Consider the following 19,824-nt stretch of genomic DNA (forward strand, 5'->3'; position numbering starts at 1 on the left):
GTTCAATTCACACGAAAAACTCGGCGATTCCGCTCAAAAACCCTACAAGCCATGGCACTTGCCTTGCAGAACGACAAGGAAGCCGACGGGCGTACAAATAGTTGCCAATTAATTGACTTACGGCACGCTGCGTCGAAACAGAGGTGCTAGCATAGCGCCAGCATTATTCACCCGTGAAATCACTACGTAGTCAGCCCATGACCGAGTCAGAAGACCCAAGCCGAGACCGGCTCAAGCATCACTTCGCTCAACGAGTCATCCATCAGGCGCGTCAGATTCTTGAGGCGTGGCAGCGGCTGCAACAAAGTGAATGGTCTTCTGAGGATCTGGCTGAGCTCAAGGACGCCAATGAGCGTCTGATGCGCTTTGCCGAGCGCTTCGAGCAGGTCGAGCATGTGGAACTGGCGGGTGCAATCAGCCTGGCGCTTGACGCGGTCGAGGCGAATCGGGGCCGGTTGAGCAGTGGCTTGATTACGGACCTCAATCGCATCATGCAGCGCCTGTCTCGCACGGGATTGCGTCATGGCGACCGTTTCGAGCAGACGTCGCTGCCACCGCTGCGCAAGCCGATCTACATTGCTTTGCAGGACTGCGAGCGCGCGGAGCGGCTGGCCAAGCAATTGGAGTTCTTCGGCCTGTTCGCGCAATCGCTGAGTGACCTGAAGACCTTCCACGAAGCCATGGCTCAGCGGCATCCTGCTGCCATTGTCATCGATGTGGATTTCTGTGGCCCCGGCGAAGGTTTGAAGCTGGCGGCGCAGGTTCAGGAAGGCCTGGAGCAAAAGTTGCCGCTGTTGTTTTTCAGCCATGAGGAAACCGACACGCCTACGCGCCTGGCTGCGGTGCGCGCCGGGGGTGAGGAATTTCTCACCGGGACGCTTGAAGCGTCGAGCCTGCTGGAGAAAATCGAGATCCTGACCTGTGTCGCGCAGTATGAGCCTTATAAAGTGCTGATCATCGACGACTCCCGCGCCCAGGTTGCCCACACCGAACGCTTGCTCAACAGCGCGGGCATCGTGACCCGCACGCTGCTGGACCCGATTCAGGCAATGACGGAACTGGCAGATTTTCAGCCTGATCTGATCATCCTCGACATGTACATGCCCGGCTGCACGGGCGTGGAGCTGGCCAAAGTCATCCGGCACAACGATCGTTATGTCAGCGTGCCGATTATTTACCTTTCGGCCGAAGATGATCTGGACAAGCAGCTCGACGCCATGAGCGAGGGCGGGGATGACTTCCTGACCAAGCCGATCAAGCCGCGCCACCTGATCACCACGGTGCGCAACCGTGCGGCCCGGGCACGCAACCTCAAGGCGCGCATGGTCCGGGACAGCCTGACGGGGCTGTATAACCACACGCATATCCTGCAATTGCTCGAAGACTGCAGCTTTCGCGCTCGCCGGGAAAATCAACGACTGTGCTTTGCGATGCTCGATATTGATCACTTCAAAAAAGTGAACGACAGCCACGGCCATCCCATGGGCGACCGGGTTATCAAAAGCCTGGCGCTGTTTCTTAAGCAGCGGCTGCGCAAGACCGATTACATCGGGCGCTACGGCGGCGAAGAGTTTGCCATCGTGATGCCGGACACCAGCATTCACAACGCCCACAAAGTGCTCGACGAAATCCGTCAGCGCTTCTCGGAAATCCACTTTCCGGCGCAACCGGTGGACCTGTCGTGCACCTTCAGCGCGGGGGTCGTGGAACTGCGCGATACGGACGACAGCCTGATGCTCGCCTCCCGTGCAGATGAAGCGCTGTACCGTGCCAAGGATGCAGGACGTAATCACGTGCACTGCGACCATGAAGGGCCGTTTTTGGTGAGCGTCGGCGACAGCCTGTGACACGCGCTGCGCCCGCCCAAAAGCCATAAATCATTGCCCGTTGGACCGGCTTCAGCCGGGAAAAGACCGGTACATTCACGGCGCCTCTATTGCTGCGGATGCCGTTTCCCGGCTAAAGCCGGTCCCACAGAGTGAACAGCGCCCAAAACCATAAATATTGAATTGAATTATCTTCGTGGGACCGGCTTCAGCCGGGAAGAGGCCAGTACATTCACGGCTTCTCTATCTCTGCAAATGCCCTCTCCCGGCTAAAGCCGGTCCCACAGGGTGAATAGCGCCCAAAACCATAAGTATTGAATTGAATTATTTTCGTGGGACCGGCTTCAGCCGGGAAGAGGCCGGCACATTCACGGCTTCTCTATCGTTGCAGATGCCCTCTCCCGGCTAAAGCCGGTCCTACAGAATGAACAGCGCCCCAACAACCATGAATTATTGAATTGAAATTCCACCCGTGGGACCGGCTTCAGCCGAGAAGAGGCCAGCACAGTCACGGCTTCTTTATCGTTGCAGATGCCCTCTCCCGGCTAAAGCCGGTCCTACAGAATGAACAGCGCCCCAAAACCCATAGATTATTGGATTGAAACCTCTTTTGACCTGCATCCCTGCACAGCTTCAAACACTCCGCTATGATGCGCGAACTTTCGCGACCCGAGACCGCCATGCGCCGCCTGTTATGCCTGTTGCTGTTGATCCTCGCCTTGCCTGCCGTGGGTGCCGGCATTCTGGACGGCCGTCCGAACTCGGTTCTGGGCGGGTCAACGCTGGACAACAGCAAGGATTTCCTGCCCGTCCGTGAGGCTTTTCAGCTCAACCTGATCGACACCACACCCGAGTCGATCAAGCTGCGGTTTGTCGCCACTGAAGGTTATTACCTGTATCGCCACCGCTTCCAGTTCCGTACCGAGCCGGCCGACATTGGCCTGGGTGCCGCGCAGTTGCCAGCCGGCGAGCAGAAGCATGACGAGTACTTCGGCGACGTCGAGGTGTACCACGGCATCGTTGATGTTGATCTGCCCCGCAAACCCGGTGACAACCGACCCTTCACACTGGTGGTGACCTACCAGGGCTGCGCCGACAAAGGCTTGTGCTACCCGCCGGAAACCGAGCGCCTGAGCATCGGTGACGCGGTGGCCACGCCTGCCGGAATGCCCCCTGCAACCCAGGCAGCCACCGGGTGGGACTGGAAGGAGCTGGCGCTGTTTTTCCTGGCGGGTATTGGTCTGACGTTTACCCCATGCGTACTGCCCATGCTGCCGATTCTGTCCGGCGTGGTGTTGCGCGGGCAGGTTGGCGGGTGGCGCGGTTTCAGTCTGTCATTGGCTTATGTGCTGCCCATGGCGATCTGTTTTGCCGCGCTCGGGGCCTTGATGGGCGTGTTCGGGGCGGGGCTCAACCTTCAGGCGCGCCTGCAATCGGCGTGGGTTCTGGTGCCGTTTTCACTGTTTTTCGTGGTGTTCGCCATCGCCATGTTCGGCTTCTTCGAGCTGCGCCTGCCCTATGCGATCAGCTCCCGTCTGGACCGCATCGCAGGCCGGACCGAGGGTGGTTCATTATGGGGGGCCGCAGTGCTGGGCGTGGTTTCCAGTTTGCTGGTGTCACCTTGCGTGTCGGCACCGCTGGCGGGCGCCCTGCTTTATATCAGCGCCAGCGGCGATGCACTTGGCGGCGCGTTGAAGCTGTTTGCCCTGGGCCTGGGCATGGGCGCACCGCTGCTGCTCATCGCCACCGGGGGTGCCACCTGGCTGCCACGCAGCGGGCCATGGCTACTGCTGGTCAAGAACGCCATCGGTATTTTGCTGCTGGCATTGGCTATCGCGTTGCTCAGCCGCGTCCTGCCGGGTGAGATCACCCTGATGCTGGCTGGCCTGCTCGCCGCCGGGGTCGCTTTGTTTCTGGGGGCTCTGGAGTTCACCGAGAAAACCACTCGGCAACGCCTCGGCCAACTGTTTGGCCTGTTCCTGCTGGTCTATGCTCTGACCTGCTGGTTCGGCGCCTGGAGCGGGCAAACCGATCCGACCCGTCCCCTGGGTCGCGCCCAACCTTCGCTCATTAATGACAGCCGTGCAGTGGCCAGCGCCGGTTGGCAGACCATCACCACGCCTGCGGAGCTGGATCGTGCCTTGAGCGATGCGAAGGCCAACAGCCAGCCCTTGTTGCTCGACTGGTACGCCGACTGGTGCATCAGTTGCAAGGTGATCGAACATGAAGTCCTGCCAGATCCGGGCGTTGTCAGTCAGCTCAAGGGTTATCGACTGATCCGCTTCGACATGACCGACAGCAATGCCGAACAGCGCGCCTTGCTGGACCGCTACAAGCTGTTCGGCCCTCCCGCGTTGTTGATCTTCGGCAAAAATGGCCAGGAGCGCGCAGATCTGCGGGTCATCGGCGAAATCGACGCGAACGACCTTGTAGAGCGCCTGATTAGAGCAAATGACCAAATCTAGCGAATGAGTCACAAACTTTTCGCGAATGTCGGTCATCGTGCTGGCTATTGCAGTTAACTGGACAGTCCAATGCGGTTTCCGGCATAGTCGCCGGGCATCAGCGCTCGCAACCCTAACAAGGAACACACGATGGCGACTTTCCTGGTCCTGCATGGCCCCAACCTGAACCTGCTTGGCACCCGCGAACCGGGGATCTACGGCGCGATTACGTTGGCCCAGATCAATCAGAACCTTGAGCAGCAGGCCCGTGACGCCGGCCACCATCTGATGTACCTGCAAAGCAATGCCGAGTACGAATTGATCGATCGCATTCATGCTGCGCGAGATGAAGGCGTGGATTTCATCCTGATCAATCCGGCTGCTTTTACGCACACCAGCGTGGCAATACGTGACGCGCTGCTGGGAGTGAGCATCCCATTCATCGAAGTGCATCTGTCAAACGTGCACAAGCGCGAACCTTTCCGCCATCACTCCTACTTTTCCGATGTTGCGGTAGGTGTGATCTGCGGCCTTGGCGCCAGCGGTTATCGACTGGCCCTGGAGGCCGCCCTGGAACAACTGGCCGTAAGTTCCAGGCCTTGATCGACCCGGCGTGAAGCTGTGTTGAACCATCGCCTGAACCGGCTGCTGACTAAGACTTACCCCTGACCGACCCTTGGGAGTTGAAGATTAATGGATATCCGTAAAGTCAAGAAACTGATCGAACTGCTGGAAGAATCCGGCATCGACGAACTGGAAATCCGTGAAGGCGAAGAGTCCGTACGGATCAGCCGTCACAGCAAGACTCCGGCACAGCAGTACTACGCGCCTGCCCCGATGCCTGCTCCAGCGGCTGCGCCTGCTGCTGCCGCCGCACCGGTTGCCGCCGCAGAAGCGCCGTCAGCGCCCAAGCTCAATGGCACCGTGGTCAAGTCGCCTATGGTCGGTACGTTCTACCGCACCCCTGCGCCGACTTCGCCAGCGTTTGTGGAAGTGGGCCAGACCGTCAAGAAAGGCGACACCATCTGCATCGTTGAAGCGATGAAAATGATGAATCACATCGAAGCTGAAGTCAGCGGCGTGATCGAATCCATCCTGGTAGAAAACGGTCAGCCGGTTGAGTATGACCAGCCGCTGTTCACCATCGTTTGAACCGGGGAGAGCCTGCGATGTTGGAAAAAGTTCTGATCGCCAACCGCGGCGAAATTGCCTTGCGCATTCTGCGTGCCTGTAAAGAACTGGGCATCAAGACTGTCGCTGTACACTCCACGGCAGACCGCGAGTTAATGCACCTGGGCCTGGCGGACGAAACCGTCTGCATCGGCCCGGCGCCCGCCAACCTTTCCTACCTGAATATCCCGGCCATCATCTCGGCTGCCGAACTGACCGGCGCCACGGCGATTCACCCGGGCTACGGCTTCCTTGCGGAAAACGCCGACTTTGCCGAACAGGTCGAGAAATCGGGTTTCGCCTTCATCGGCCCGAAAGCCGAAACCATCCGCCTGATGGGCGACAAGGTGTCTGCCAAGGACGCCATGAAGCGCGCCAACGTGCCCACGGTTCCAGGTTCTGACGGCCCGCTGCCTGAAGACGAAGAAACCGCTCTGCGCATCGGCCGTGAAGTCGGTTATCCCGTGATCATCAAGGCCGCCGGTGGCGGTGGTGGTCGCGGCATGCGCGTGGTTCACAAGGAAGAAGACCTGATCGAAGCGGCCAAGCAGACCCGCGCCGAAGCGGCTGCCTGGTTCAGCAACCCGATGGTTTATCTGGAAAAATACCTGACCAACCCGCGTCACGTGGAAGTGCAGGTCATTTCCGACGGCCAGGGCCAGGCGATCCACCTGGGCGACCGCGACTGCTCGTTGCAGCGTCGTCACCAGAAGGTTCTGGAAGAAGCGCCGGCCCCGTTCATCGACGAAGAAGCACGCAAGGCCGTACTGGCAAGCTGCGTCAAGGCCTGCGTCGACATCGGTTACCGCGGTGCCGGTACGTTCGAGTTTCTTTACGAGAACGGCCACTTCTACTTCATCGAGATGAACACGCGCGTGCAGGTAGAGCACCCGGTTTCGGAGATGGTCACGGGTATCGACATCGTCAAGGAGATGCTGAGCATCGCCGCTGGCAACAAACTGTCGTTTACCCAGGATGACGTCGTCATCCACGGGCATTCGCTGGAATGCCGGATCAACGCCGAAGATCCGAAAACCTTCGTTCCGAGCCCAGGCCTGGTCAAGCATTTCCACGCGCCGGGCGGCAATGGCGTGCGGGTCGACTCGCACCTGTACAGCGGTTACAAGGTCCCTTCGAACTACGACTCGCTGATCGGCAAGCTGATCACGTGGGGCGCAACCCGCGACGAAGCCATGGCACGCATGCGCAATGCCCTGGACGAAATCGTGGTCGACGGGATCAAGACCAACATCCCGCTGCACCGTGATCTGACCCGTGATGAAGGCTTCTGCGAAGGCGGTGTCAACATTCACTACCTGGAACACAAGCTGGCTAATCAATAGTCCGCCTGCCCCATAACAACAAAGCCGCTTTCACAGCGGCTTTGTTGTTTGTGACGCATGGCAGTAAACTTGCGCGTTTTCTGCTGCACTGAACTGCACATCACTTTTTCATTTGAAGGTAACCCGCCATGCCCTGGCTGCAAGTCCGTCTCGCCATCAGTCCAGAACAAGCCGAAACCTACGAAGACGCCCTTCTTGAAGTCGGCGCCGTATCGGTGACGTTCATGGACGCTGAAGATCAGCCGATCTTCGAGCCGGAACTCAACACCACGCCGCTGTGGTCGCACACCCATCTGCTAGCCTTGTTCGAAGCCGACACCGATGCAGCCCACGTGCTTGCACACCTGAAACTGCTCACGGGCGCTGACTTGCCTGAACACATGAGCGAAGTCATCGAAGATCAGGACTGGGAACGCAGCTGGATGGACAACTTCCAGCCGATGCGTTTTGGTCAGCGTCTGTGGATCGTGCCGAGCTGGCATGCCGCGCCAGAGCCGGACGCCGTCAATCTGCTGCTCGACCCGGGCCTGGCGTTTGGCACGGGCACCCATCCGACCACCGCGCTGTGCCTGGAGTGGCTGGACGGTCAGGACCTGAAAGACTGCAACGTGCTGGATTTCGGTTGCGGCTCGGGCATCCTCGCCATTGCCGCGCTGCTGCTGGGCGCGAAACAGGCCGTGGGCACGGATATCGACGTTCAGGCGCTGGAAGCCTCCCGGGATAACGCCGGACGTAACCACATCGCGCCGGAGCGCTTCCCGCTGTATCTGCCGGAAGACCTGCCCCAGGAACAAGCCGATGTGCTGGTCGCCAACATTCTCGCCGGTCCACTCGTCGCCCTGGCGCCCCAGTTGGCAACGCTCGTCAAAACCGGCGGACGACTCGCGCTGTCCGGCATCCTTGCCGAGCAAGGCGAGGAAGTGGCCGCCGCTTATGCCGCCCAGTTTGATCTGGATCCGATTGCCAACCGTGATGGCTGGGTACGCATCACCGGCCGTCGCCGTTAACCGCCGCTTGAACCGGACAGCCGCATGACCGACAGTTTCGTCACCCAGTGCCCGCACTGCCAGACCAGTTTCCGTGTAAGCCACGCCCAGTTGAGCGTGGCACGGGGCGTGGTTCGTTGCGGCGCCTGCCTGCAGGTCTTCAATGCGGCCAAGCAACTGCTGGAGCAGCGCGACAGCGAGGCCGTTGCCGCGCCTGCCCAACCGAGCGAGCCTGCGCCACCGGTGGAGCAACCTTCACCCGCACTTGTGCCCGTCGCAGCCGCGCCAGAAGTGCAAGCCCCAGACATCGTCCCGACACCCAGAGACTGGACAGCCAACGCACTGGACCTGGACGACCTGGATCTGGACGAAGAACTGGCTCGCCTGGAGCAACGGGAAATCCAGCTGCCGGAAACATTTGGCGGCGAGACAAGCCACAGCCCGGGCGATACCCACCTGTCCGCACGTCGCGACAACGCACCCTCGGAGGACGACGAATGGGTCCCCAGCCTGCGCAATGACGACGTCAGTCAACTGCCGGAGCTGCAAGCCCAGGTCGTATCCGAGCCTCAACAATCGCTGGCACTCGAACCGGAATCCGGGCCGGAGCCTACATCGCGCACCGGCAGGACCGAACCGTCACTGTCCCTGACACCGGATGAAACAGGTGACGACGAACCCATGGCGCCTCTCCAGAGCCAGCGCAAGGCGCCCAGGGACGAGGAGACCCAACGTTGGTCGGCACTGGACGACGAGGACCTTGAGCAAGACCCTGAGCCCCTGCACGAGGCGGGCGTTCGCGGACGGCGCAATCGCAACGAGCCTGCGGTACACGAACAGACATTGCTTGACCTGACCGACGAACCGCTGCAACTGGAATGGCAGCGGCCAAAGTCCAGCTGGGGACGGCGCTTTATCTGGGGGCTGCTCGCGACCCTGGCCTTGGCGGGCCTCGCAGGTCAATACATCTGGTATCACTTCGATGAGCTGGCCCGCCAGGATCAGTACCGCCCCTGGTTTCAGTTGATCTGCCCGCAAGTCGGCTGCAAAGTGCCCTCCAAGGTTGATATCAAACTGCTGAAAAGCAGCAATCTGGTGGTTCGCAGTCACCCTGAATTCAAAGGTGCGCTGGTGGTGGACGCCATCATCTATAACCGTGCGTCGTTCTCCCAGCCGTTTCCTTTGCTGGAGCTGCGCTTTGCCGATACCGGTGGTCAGTTGATTGCCAGTCGTCGCTTCAAACCCGGCGAATACTTGAGCGGGGAGATGGCCGGCAAGGAGGAAATGCCGCCTCAGACGCCGATTCATATCGCACTGGACATTCTCGACCCCGGCGCCAAGGCCGTGAATTACAGCCTGAGTTTCCGCTCTCCGGAATGAAAGCCGCTCGCTGTCTGGCCTGCTGACTTCCCGGGCCAGCCACATCGGCGATGAAGCTCCCGTTGGCAGCAGTCGATGACCGCATTTCATGACCCAAGACAACGACAGCGAACGTTTCGCGATAAAAAATAACTGTTCAGATTTTATCCAATTCAGCCTTTATCCAGTCATCGAGAGCGGGTATCATGCCCACCCTTTTTCTTACTCTGGATTCGGTCTGAAAAGCGCTTGAGCTCTTTGATGACTGGACCGGGCAGACCGTGAACATCGAGCAGTCATCACGGCCTGCGATGATTCGGCCCCACAACAGGCACACCTATGTCGGCGGTACGCATCGGTCCGTATACATTACAAAATGGCTTGATTCTCGCCCCCATGGCGGGCGTCACCGACCAGCCCTTTCGTCAGCTCTGCCGCCAACTCGGTGCGGGGCTGGTGGTCTCAGAGATGGTCACCAGTGACATGAGCCTGTGGAACAGTCGCAAATCGCGTCTGCGCATGATCCACGAAGGTGATCCCGAGCCTCGCTCGGTACAGATCGCCGGTGGTGATCCGCACATGCTGGCGGATGCCGCGCGGGCCAACGTTGAACTGGGCGCGCAGATCATCGACATCAACATGGGATGTCCGGCGAAAAAGGTCTGTAACAAGGCCGCAGGTTCTGCGCTGCTGAAAGACGAACACCTGGTGAACGAGATCCTGCAGGCCGTGGTGGCCGCAGTCGATGTGCCGGTCACCTTGAAAATACGCACGGGCTGGGACCGGGCGAACAAGAATGGCCTGACGATCGCGAAAATCGCCGAACAGGCCGGAATCCAGGCATTGGCCGTCCATGGACGCACCCGTGCCGACCTTTATACCGGTGAAGCCGAATACGACACCATTGCTGAAATCAAGCAGGCCGTGTCGATTCCGGTGTTTGCCAATGGCGACATCGATTCACCCCGAAAAGCACGGTACGTCCTTGACGCCACCGGTGCCGACGGGTTGTTGATTGGCCGGGCCGCTCAAGGGCGCCCATGGATTTTTCGCGAAATAGAACACTTTCTGCGGACCGGGGAAACATTGCCGGCGCTGCAGTTGAGTGAAGTGGAACGCATTCTGCTTGAACATCTGGCGGCGCTTCACGTTTTCTACGGCGATGTGCTGGGTGTGCGAATTGCACGCAAGCATGTTGGCTGGTATCTCGCAACCTTGCCGGGCGCCAGGGAGTTCCGCGCCCATTTCAATCGTTTGCAAGATACAGAAGCACAGTGCGCCAACGTCCGCGAGTTCTTCAGCGAACGCTATGAAAGCCCGGTTGCTGGGAAAGAAGAAGAAGAGGTGGCCGCATGACGATGATGACTGAGACTTTAGTGAGTGGAACGACACCCGTGAGCGACAACGTCAATTTGAAACAGCACCTGAACACGCCGAGCGAAGCGGGCCAGACCCTGCGCGGCAGTGTAGAAAAGGCGCTGCACAATTATTTCGCCCACCTCGAAGGCGCTCCCGTCACTGACGTCTACAACCTGGTGTTGTCGGAAGTCGAGGCACCGCTGCTCGAAAGCGTGATGAATTACGTCAAGGGCAACCAGACGAAGGCATCCGAGCTGCTGGGCCTGAACCGTGGCACCCTTCGCAAGAAACTCAAGCAGTACGACCTGCTTTAAGCATTCCAGACAAAAAAGGCGACGCTCATGGCGTCGCCTTTTTTGGTGAATCCTTTCGCTTTTGATGGAAATTGAGATGACCGACCAGACCACCCGCCTGCCGATCCGCCGCGCCTTGATCAGTGTTTCCGACAAGACGGGAATCCTCGAATTCGCCCGTGAGCTGGAAGCCCTTGGCGTCGAAATCCTGTCCACTGGCGGCACCTTCAAGCTGTTGAAGGACAACGGCGTCGCAGCGGTAGAAGTGGCCGACTACACCGGCTTTGCGGAAATGATGGACGGTCGGGTCAAGACCCTGCACCCGAAAATCCACGGCGGCATTCTGGGTCGTCGCGGCATCGACGACGCCATCATGAGCGAGCACGGCATCAAGCCGATCGATCTGGTCGCGGTCAATCTCTATCCCTTCCAGGCCACGGTTGCCAAGCCGGGCTGCGACCTGCCGACCGCCATCGAGAATATCGATATCGGCGGCCCGACCATGGTGCGTTCGGCTGCCAAGAACCACAAAGACGTTGCCATCGTGGTCAACGCCAGCGATTACAGCCAGGTACTGGAAAGCCTCAAGGCTGGCGGCCTGACTTACGCACAGCGCTTTGACCTGATGCTCAAGGCTTTCGAGCACACTGCCGCCTACGACGGCATGATCGCCAACTACCTGGGCAGCATCGACCAGACCGCTGAAACCCTGTCGACCTCTGGCCGCAGCGAGTTTCCGCGCACGTTCAACAGCCAGTTCATCAAGGCGCAGGAAATGCGCTATGGCGAGAACCCGCACCAAAGTGCGGCGTTCTACGTCGAAGCCAACCCGGCCGAAGTGGGCATCGCCACCGCGACCCAACTGCAAGGCAAGGAGCTGTCGTTCAACAACGTGGCCGACACCGATGCGGCACTGGAATGCGTGAAAGGCTTCGTCAAGCCAGCCTGTGTCATCGTCAAGCACGCCAACCCGTGCGGTGTTGCGGTGTGCCCGGACGCTGAAGGCGGCATCCGTCAGGCTTACGAACTCGCCTACGCCACCGACACCGAATCCGCGTTCGGCGGCATCATCGCCTTCAACCGCGAGCTGGACGCCGAAACCGCCAAGGCCATCGTCGAGCGTCAGTTCGTCGAAGTCATCATTGCCCCAAGCGTGAGTGCCGAAGCCAAGGCCGTCGTGGCCGCCAAAGCCAACGTGAGACTGCTGAGCACGGGCCAATGGGCTGCGGAACGCGCAGCCGCCTGGGACTACAAGCGTGTCAACGGCGGTCTGCTGGTGCAGAGTCGCGATATTGGCATGATCGGTGCCGACGACCTGAAGATTGTGACCAAACGCGCACCGACCGAACAGGAAGTTCACGACCTGATCTTCGCCTGGAAAGTGGCCAAATACGTCAAGTCCAACGCGATTGTCTATGCCCGCAATCGCCAGACCATCGGCGTCGGCGCAGGCCAGATGAGCCGCGTGAACTCGGCCCGTATCGCAGCGATCAAGGCTGAGCATGCCGGTTTGCAGGTGCAGGGTGCCGTGATGGCCTCCGATGCATTCTTCCCGTTCCGCGACGGCATCGACAATGCCGCCAAGGTGGGCATCACTGCCGTGATCCAGCCAGGCGGCTCCATGCGCGACAATGAAGTGATCGCGGCGGCTGATGAAGCGGGCATTGCGATGGTGTTCACCGGGATGCGACATTTCCGTCACTGATAAATAACGCACCGCATGACACCTGTGGGACCGGCTTTAGCCGGGAAGGCTGCATGACTGACACAACAAGTGTGTCGAATGTACCTCCCTCTTCCCGGCTAAAGCCGGTCCCACGGTGGTTGCCTTCGGATGCTACGCGTTGTCGAGATAGAGGTTTTTTGAAATGAAAGTACTGATCATTGGCAGCGGCGGACGTGAACACGCCCTGGCCTGGAAAGTTGCCCAGGACCCCCGCGTCGTCAAGGTTTTCGTCGCTCCAGGCAATGCCGGGACGGCCATTGAAGCCAAGTGCGAAAACGTCGCCATCGACGTCCTCGCCCTTGAGCAACTGGCGGACTTCGCGCAAAAGAACGTTTCATTGACCATCGTTGGTCCGGAAGTGCCACTGGTTGCGGGCGTTGTCGACCTGTTCCGCAGCCGTGGCCTGGATTGCTTCGGACCGACCGCGGGCGCCGCCCAGCTGGAAGGCTCCAAGGCGTTCACCAAGGATTTCCTGGCCCGCCACAAGATTCCTACCGCCGATTATCAGAACTTCACTGAAATCGAGCCGGCTCTGGCCTATCTTCGCGAGAAGGGCGCACCGATTGTGATCAAGGCCGACGGTCTAGCTGCAGGCAAGGGCGTCATCGTGGCCATGACCCTGGCCGAAGCGGAAGACGCCGTACGTGACATGCTGGCCGGCAATGCCTTTGGTGAAGCAGGCTCGCGTGTCGTCATCGAAGAGTTCCTTGATGGCGAAGAAGCCAGCTTTATTGTCATGGTTGACGGCAAGAATGTATTGCCAATGGCCACCAGCCAGGACCACAAGCGCGTCGGCGACGGCGACAGCGGTCCGAACACCGGCGGCATGGGCGCGTACTCTCCGGCTCCAGTGGTTACGGCAGACGTTCACCAGCGCGTGATGGACCTGGTCATATGGCCGACCGTCCGAGGCATGGCCGACGAAGGTAATGTTTACACCGGCTTCCTCTATGCTGGTTTGATGATCGACAAGGCGGGCAACCCGAAGGTGATTGAGTTCAATTGCCGCTTTGGCGATCCGGAAACCCAACCTGTAATGCTGCGCCTGCAGTCCAGCCTCGTGTTGCTGGTCGAAGCAGCACTGGCGCAGGCACTGGACAAAGTTGAAGCACAATGGGACCCGCGCCCCAGCCTGGGCATCGTCCTGGCCGCTGGCGGCTATCCTGGCGACTACGCCAAGGGTGCGGCGATCAAGGGCCTTGAAGAGGCCGCGCAACTGCCAGGCAAAGTGTTTCATGCGGGAACGGCCTTGCAGGAAGGCCAGGTGGTCACCAGTGGCGGTCGCGTATTGTGCGCGACAGCGATGGGCGACAGCGTTGGCGATGCGCAAAAAAACGCCTACGCTCTGGCTGCAAAGATTGATTGGGAAGGTTGTTTCTATCGCAGTGACATTGGCTATCGCGCCATTGCACGCGAGTGCGGTCAAGAGTTGGAATAAAGGTGTCGGGCAACCAGAGCCAGCCTGAATTCCAGGGGGTGAGACAGATGACTCGCCCCCGTCATTCATCCAGCTGTCCGGGGTTTTCTGGTTATTTCAGCACCGCGCAGGGTTATCAGGCATACATCTACGAAGGGATTTCGCCGTGCGCTGGCTCAGGATTGCCAAAAGACTAACCATTGGGGTGCTGACCCTGCTCTTCATGCTCACCGCGCAAGCCGAGCAAAGTGCAGGCTGGTCAACCTTGCTCGACAGCAAAGCCGACCTGCAACTGAGCGATATCCGCTCGGCACGCTTCGACAACGCTTTCAGCCCTGTCGAGCTGGCCAAGGTCACTGCCGCCGATCGCGACAGCGCGCTGTGGTTGCATTACCGCCTGCAGCCCCGTGAACACGAACAATTGCTGCGTATCTTCGCGCCGGATCTGGCGAGCTTGGACATGTACGTTCTAAAGGGCGATCAACTGATTACCCATTCGCGTACCGGCAATAATGTCCCGCCGCAAGGCCAGGCGCCTCGTTCCAGAGACTTCATGCTGCCGCTGCCGCAGAGCGACGCTGCCCTCGATATCTACCTGCGCCTGGTCTCAACCCAGCAGTTGCGCCCCGACATCACGCTGCAACCTGCCATCGACAGCGCCGCCGACGAACGCGAACCCTTTCTGTTCGGGTTATTGCTCGGGTCCCTGGCCATGCTGATCCTGCAGAACTTCACCCGTTACGCCCATACTCGCTCACGCAGTAACCTGTGGCTGGCGGCGTGCGAAGCTTTCCTGGCGTTGAGTGTGGTGTTACTGCTCAACCTCCCCTCGCCCTGGCTCAACACCTGGCACATTGCTCAAACACCCAGCGCCCACCTGACGCTGCTGCTCGCGGCCGCAACAGGGCTGATGTACACCTACTGTTTCTTCTCTCACCGCAAGGTCGTAAAGCTCGACCGCTGGTTGATGGGCAGCATGCTGGTGGTCACCCTTGGCGCCCTGATGATTCTGTTTGTCGACACCTTGCCCGTGAACTTGCTGACGTTCGGGCTGGTGAGCCTGACGACCCTGAGCATCCTTTTTGTATCGGCGTATCACTGGCAGAAAGGGTATTGGCCAGCACGGTTATTCGTCGTCTCGATGATCACGTTTAACATTGGCTGCCTGATCATCCTGCCCGCGTTGCTGTGGCTGACCCTGATTTCTCCGCAATGGCTGATCCTCACCCTGCTCGGCGTGTTCTGCTTCAGTGGCTTGCTCATGAGCATCGCCCTCAGCGAACGCCATCGCAGCATCGCCGAAGACAAGTTCAGCATCAGTCGGGATCAAGCCGCCAGCGCAGCGGAAATCAATGCAAAAGCCGAGTTCCTGGCCAAGATCAGCCACGAAATCCGCACGCCCATGAACGGCGTCCTGGGCATGACTGAACTGCTGCTCGGCACGCCCCTGTCGGTCAAGCAACGCGATTACGTGCAGACGGTCCACAGTGCCGGCAATGAGCTGCTGACGCTGATCAACGAGATTCTCGACATCACCAAGCTGGAGTCCGGCCAGATCGAGCTGGATGACGTGCAGTTCGATCTCAGCGCGCTGATCGAAGACTGCATGAACATTTTCAGGGCCAAGGCCGAACAGCAGAACGTCGAACTGATCAGCCTGATCCAGCCTCAAGTGCCCAGGGTTATCAGCGGTGATCCGACCCGCCTGCGTCAAACCGTTTTGAGCCTGCTGGAAAACGCCCTGAAAAAGACCGACGAGGGCGAGATCCTGGTGGTGGTCGCACTCGACTCCCGCGCGGGCAAGCCGCGCCTGCGCATCGCCGTGCAGGACAGCGGCGAGCCGCTGGCGCCGAGCGAACGTGACGCCCTCCTCCATGCAGAGCTGCACAGCAAGAACTTCCTGGCCACGAGCAAGCTGGGCGGTCACCTGGGGCTGGTCATTGCGCGCCAGCTGATCCTGCTGATGGACGGTGAATTCGGCATACAGACCGGCAGCAGCCAGGGCAGCACCCTGTGGCTGAGCCTGCCGCTGGACGCTGATCGCCTGGAGCAACCGCCATTGGACCTGGACAGCCCGCTCAAAGGCGCGCGCGTGCTGGTGGTCGACGACAACGACACCTGCCGCAAGGTCCTGGTGCAGCAATGCACGGCATGGAGCCTGAACGTCAGCGCCGTGACATCCGGCAAGGAAGCGTTGGCGCTGCTGCGCACCAAAGCGCACTTGCGCGATTATTTCGATGTGGTCCTGCTCGACCAGAACATGCCCGGCATGACAGGCATGCAACTGGCGGCCAAGATCAAGGAAGACCCCAGCCTCAACAACGATATTCTGCTCATCATGCTGACCGGTATCAGCAACGCACCGAGCAAAATCATCGCACGCAACGCCGGGATCAAGCGCATCCTCGCCAAACCCGTGGCCGGCTACACCCTCAAGACGACCCTGGCCGACGAACTCACCCAGCGCAACAAAGGCGCGCCCCCGCTGAATGTTGCAGCCGCGCTTAACACGCCGATCAGCGTACCCAGCGACTTCCGCATATTGGTGGCAGAAGACAACAGCATCTCGACCAAGGTGATTCGCGGCATGCTCGGCAAGCTCAACCTGCACCCTGATACCGCCAGCAACGGCGAGGAAGCGCTACGGGCGATGAAGGCTCAGCGTTATGACCTGGTTCTGATGGACTGCGAAATGCCGATTCTCGACGGTTTCTCTGCCACTGAGCAATTGCGCGCCTGGGAAGTCGGCAATCAGCGAGTCCGGACTCCGGTCGTGGCGCTGACCGCGCACATCCTGACCGAGCATAAGGATCGCGCACGTCAGGCGGGCATGGACGGCCACATGGCCAAACCCGTCGAGTTGTCTCAACTGCGCGAACTGGTCGAGTTCTGGGTCGAACATCGCACCACGGCTCACGCGCTGACACCAACTGAAGACGTTTATCAGCAAAATTGACAATCCATATAAAGGTGGCGCCTGCCGCCTGATAGACTCCCTTCGTTCTTGTTCTGCTGCCGCGAGCCCAAACCATGCTCCACGTGTTGTTCAGCGTTTATCTGAAGATGCTGGTGCTCTATAGCCCCTTCTTCGTCCTGTCCTGTTTCATCAGCCTGACCCGAGGCCATTCACGCAAGGAACAACGGCGCCTGGCCTGGAAAGTGGCCTTGGCGACGCTCATTTCCAGCGTGTTGCTCTACTTGTTCGGCCGGATGATTTTCACGGTGTTCGGCATTACCGTCGACGCCTTCCGCATTGGTGCCGGCAGCGTGTTGTTCATTTCGGCGCTGGGCATGGCCCAGGGCAAATCAGTCGTGCAGACCGACAATGTGCAGCAGGACATGACCATCGTCCCGCTGACCATTCCGCTCACCGTCGGCCCCGGCACTATCGGCGCGCTGTTGGTCATGGGGGTCAGCCAGCCACATTGGGACGACAAACTCACCGCCATCCTCAGCATTGCCCTGGCCAGCCTGACCGTTGGTGTGGTGCTTTATCTGTCCAATCACATCGAACGGGTCCTGGGTGATCAGGGCCTGCAGATCGTCAGCCGCTTGATGGGGTTGTTCGTGTGCGCGCTGGCCGCGCAGATTATTTTTACTGGAGTGCGAGGCTATCTGCTGCCATAACCCGCATTGCCGGATATTAAAACTCGATAGGCTTGATACCTTCGCCGCCCCTGTCGAACAATTCCCGTTGCACGCGTTCCCGGTGTTGCTCATAGGCCGAGCTGTCAAAAACAAGCCCGCCCCCTCTGAGCGTCAGGGTCATTTCGTAATCGAGCGGCCAATGGGGGAAAAAGAAATTTGGGGGCTTTACCCTCGTGCGGGTACGCATCTGTAATCCACACAAGGCAATATGGATCTCCCCTGACACTGCGCGCTCACAGGGCACTATCTGAAAGCTGTCTGACCGACCCGAGTTGAAGCTGAACCAACTGCTGAAGAAATGACGAGCATGCTCACTACTGAACATGTCGGCCAACCCTGCCTGCGCGACATTCGCAAGCTGCGCAGGGCGTATGGTTCTGATCAATTTGGCGGTTTCGCGGCGGAAACCGCTTTCATTGCTCACTTTTACCGGTTTTGGGGTCAACGAGCTGCGGCGCACGATGCCTGAATCAAGCAGCACCCTTGTGTAAGCCTCGAGCCATGGCTCCCACTTGGCTTCGCGCTTGTGAAGTTCAGACGCGCTTAGCTCAGCAAGCAACAGGACATCCAGAATATCTGCCCTGCTCTCGCTCGGTACGCCAGGAATAAACGACACCAGGTTTGATCGCAACAGGAGCGATCTGGACGAATGGGTGTTCATACCTGGACCTCCGGAATCTTCACAATCAGTTCGTCACGCCTTGAGCCCAGTCGTTCAATCAGCGCCTGGCGGAAGTAGCCGAAATCGTGTTCGTCCACTTCGAACGAAATGATCGACAGCTCCAGTGCTTCCGAAATGTGACCTTCAGTGAGCAAGGCCGCCAGTGGCAGTCCGGCAACCGGCGAGGTGGTTTTGAATGAAAGAAATCCCAATGTCACCGCAGGTGCGTCATCGCAAAAGCCTATCTGCAGGGACACGTCATACGTCCCGGGCTCATCGGATAGCGTCCGTATGCTTTGTGCTTCAAGCAGCTTCAGCGCGGGACTCTGGGTATCGCTCGACAGCTGGATGAAGGTGTTTTCAGCCGTCTCCCGCAATGCTGGAGAAACCCGAGCGCCCAATTCCCTGACCAAACAGCGCCAGGGGGTCTCACCCGCTTCGAGGGATAACGTGTGGTTTTCTCTGTGGGGGATCAGGCATCGGAAGCCCGTCAGGACATCAAAATACTGGCGGCGCCAGTCGATGACCTGATCGAACGCGGAATACTTCTTTGAGGCGGCGAGGTGGGAATACAGGCTGCAGGTCAGTACATCAGCCTGAAATGCAGCACTGGACTGGCCGGAGAAAAAGAACAGGCTATTGGCATTTACATAACGCAATGGCAATCCTTTGCACATATCGTTTGCTCACTGTTTAAGAAGAAAGAGTCGCGGCGAACCGCGACTCCGGATGGGTCAAATATCAAACGACTCAAGGGCTTCCCGGGCATTACCGGTGAGCTTTTCGCGAATGACGTCGCTGACACTCTGGAAATGGCGCTGATTCAGGATCATGTGATTTTCGGCGCGTTTGATTTTTACTTCCGAGCTGTTCCATTCCCAGAACAACACGTTTGTTACATTCAGGGAGGTGGAAAAATCCACCGCCCCCATCGCCATGATCACTTCGCCGTCTTCAGACTCGACGCCGGACGCAATGGCGAAGCGTCCGCCATTGTGTTTGCGGCTGGAGTTTTCGAACAGCCTCAGCGGCTTGTCACTTGCCTGCAGAACAGCAAAGGTGTCCTTGGCAAGTTTCAACATGATCGCACCCGCAGCGCCACCGGTTCCGATGGTGGCGATGGCGGAAGACAGAATCTTGAGACCTTCCTGCTCCATGGTGAACTTGCTGTTGCTCGCCGTGTAGTCACTCAACCCGGCGGTTTGGGAAGGCCAGCCACAATAGGCCATGACCTGTTTGAACGTGTTGTACCAGGCAACACCCTCCGTTGGAGACGCTTTGGTAGCCGCCAGCGAGGCAAACAGGACACAGTCCTTGATGATTTCTTTTTTTTCCTTGCTCATGCCAGCGACGATGGAAAGAACCACATCGTTGGCAACAGCGGCTTCAGGCTTCTTTTGATCCACGGTGAGTGCCGCAAGTGCGCCATTCAACTGTGCTGGAGGTACACAGCTGCCGAGCTCGCAGTTTTCCAGGGCTGCACGACTTTCATTAACGGCTTTATCAAACTCAATAATATTCACGGGCTTCAATTCCTTTTTGATTAATAGCGTCCCTCATGGACGCTTTCAAACTAGCGCAGCCTGCCGACT

At 59.1% G+C, this 19,824-nt stretch carries 16 protein-coding genes; 13 read left to right on the forward strand and 3 right to left on the reverse strand.

The genetic code is table 11. The features are described 5' to 3' along the window. Positions 1-197 precede the first annotated feature (197 nt). From ACP7B0_RS18185 to ACP7B0_RS18245, 13 genes are all read left to right on the forward strand, one after another. Positions 198-1,847: a diguanylate cyclase gene (locus tag ACP7B0_RS18185; RefSeq protein ID WP_426142915.1), complete on the forward strand. Its 1,650-nt coding sequence runs from the start codon at positions 198-200 to the stop codon at positions 1,845-1,847. Positions 1,848-2,506: 659 nt separating this feature from the next. After that, a complete protein-coding gene (locus ACP7B0_RS18190) occupies positions 2,507-4,291 on the forward strand; it encodes a protein-disulfide reductase DsbD (RefSeq protein WP_426142917.1) in 1,785 nt (594 codons plus the stop codon). Positions 4,292-4,420: 129 nt separating this feature from the next. Further along, the gene (gene aroQ, locus ACP7B0_RS18195; protein WP_065831849.1) at positions 4,421-4,873 is read left to right on the forward strand and encodes a type II 3-dehydroquinate dehydratase; all 453 of its coding nucleotides are present in this window, start codon (positions 4,421-4,423) and stop codon (positions 4,871-4,873) included. Between the two features lie 90 nt (positions 4,874-4,963). Beyond that, entirely contained in the window at positions 4,964-5,422 is a 459-nt protein-coding gene (gene accB / locus ACP7B0_RS18200; protein WP_426142919.1) for an acetyl-CoA carboxylase biotin carboxyl carrier protein, read from the forward strand. Between the two features lie 17 nt (positions 5,423-5,439). After that, a complete protein-coding gene (gene accC, locus ACP7B0_RS18205) occupies positions 5,440-6,783 on the forward strand; it encodes an acetyl-CoA carboxylase biotin carboxylase subunit (protein WP_426142920.1) in 1,344 nt (447 codons plus the stop codon). 128 nt (positions 6,784-6,911) lie between these two features. Continuing rightward, positions 6,912-7,790, forward strand: coding sequence for a 50S ribosomal protein L11 methyltransferase (gene prmA / locus ACP7B0_RS18210; RefSeq protein WP_426142922.1), 879 nt, complete (start codon positions 6,912-6,914; stop codon positions 7,788-7,790). A 24-nt stretch (positions 7,791-7,814) separates the two neighbouring features. Then, complete coding sequence (locus ACP7B0_RS18215; protein ID WP_426142924.1) at positions 7,815-9,149, forward strand: DUF3426 domain-containing protein; 1,335 nt, start codon at positions 7,815-7,817, stop codon at positions 9,147-9,149. A 318-nt stretch (positions 9,150-9,467) separates the two neighbouring features. Continuing rightward, a complete protein-coding gene (gene dusB, locus ACP7B0_RS18220; RefSeq protein WP_426142925.1) occupies positions 9,468-10,484 on the forward strand; it encodes a tRNA dihydrouridine synthase DusB in 1,017 nt (338 codons plus the stop codon). Next, entirely contained in the window at positions 10,481-10,801 is a 321-nt protein-coding gene (gene fis / locus ACP7B0_RS18225) for a DNA-binding transcriptional regulator Fis (RefSeq protein ID WP_426142927.1), read from the forward strand. The genes dusB and fis overlap by 4 nt, the downstream gene beginning before the upstream one ends. A 76-nt stretch (positions 10,802-10,877) precedes the next feature. Further along, positions 10,878-12,485: a bifunctional phosphoribosylaminoimidazolecarboxamide formyltransferase/IMP cyclohydrolase gene (gene purH, locus ACP7B0_RS18230; protein ID WP_426142929.1), complete on the forward strand. Its 1,608-nt coding sequence runs from the start codon at positions 10,878-10,880 to the stop codon at positions 12,483-12,485. A gap of 163 nt (positions 12,486-12,648) precedes the next feature. Continuing rightward, positions 12,649-13,944, forward strand: a complete 1,296-nt coding sequence (purD, locus tag ACP7B0_RS18235) for a phosphoribosylamine--glycine ligase (protein ID WP_426142931.1) — start codon at positions 12,649-12,651, stop codon at positions 13,942-13,944. Between the two features lie 145 nt (positions 13,945-14,089). Further along, the gene (locus ACP7B0_RS18240) at positions 14,090-16,879 is read left to right on the forward strand and encodes a response regulator (protein ID WP_426142933.1); all 2,790 of its coding nucleotides are present in this window, start codon (positions 14,090-14,092) and stop codon (positions 16,877-16,879) included. 74 nt (positions 16,880-16,953) lie between these two features. After that, on the forward strand, positions 16,954-17,550 hold the full coding sequence (locus ACP7B0_RS18245) for a MarC family protein (RefSeq protein WP_426142935.1): 597 nt from the start codon (positions 16,954-16,956) through the stop codon (positions 17,548-17,550). A 16-nt stretch (positions 17,551-17,566) separates the two neighbouring features. Here the strand turns inward: ACP7B0_RS18245 and ACP7B0_RS18250 are convergent, their stop codons facing one another. The 3 genes from ACP7B0_RS18250 to ACP7B0_RS18260 all read right to left on the reverse strand — a co-directional run bounded on the left by ACP7B0_RS18250 (position 17,567) and on the right by ACP7B0_RS18260 (position 19,755). Next, positions 17,567-18,232, reverse strand: coding sequence for a hypothetical protein (locus ACP7B0_RS18250; protein ID WP_426142937.1), 666 nt, complete (start codon positions 18,230-18,232; stop codon positions 17,567-17,569). Next, positions 18,229-18,891: a hypothetical protein gene (locus ACP7B0_RS18255; RefSeq protein WP_426142938.1), complete on the reverse strand. Its 663-nt coding sequence runs from the start codon at positions 18,889-18,891 to the stop codon at positions 18,229-18,231. The genes ACP7B0_RS18250 and ACP7B0_RS18255 overlap by 4 nt, the downstream gene beginning before the upstream one ends. A 75-nt stretch (positions 18,892-18,966) precedes the next feature. Further along, complete coding sequence (locus tag ACP7B0_RS18260) at positions 18,967-19,755, reverse strand: hypothetical protein (RefSeq protein ID WP_426142940.1); 789 nt, start codon at positions 19,753-19,755, stop codon at positions 18,967-18,969. Between the last annotated feature and the right edge of the window lie 69 nt (positions 19,756-19,824).

Origin of the sequence: Pseudomonas sp. DWP3-1-2, from assembly GCF_049896285.1 — a bacterium.
GTDB lineage: Bacteria > Pseudomonadota > Gammaproteobacteria > Pseudomonadales > Pseudomonadaceae > Aquipseudomonas.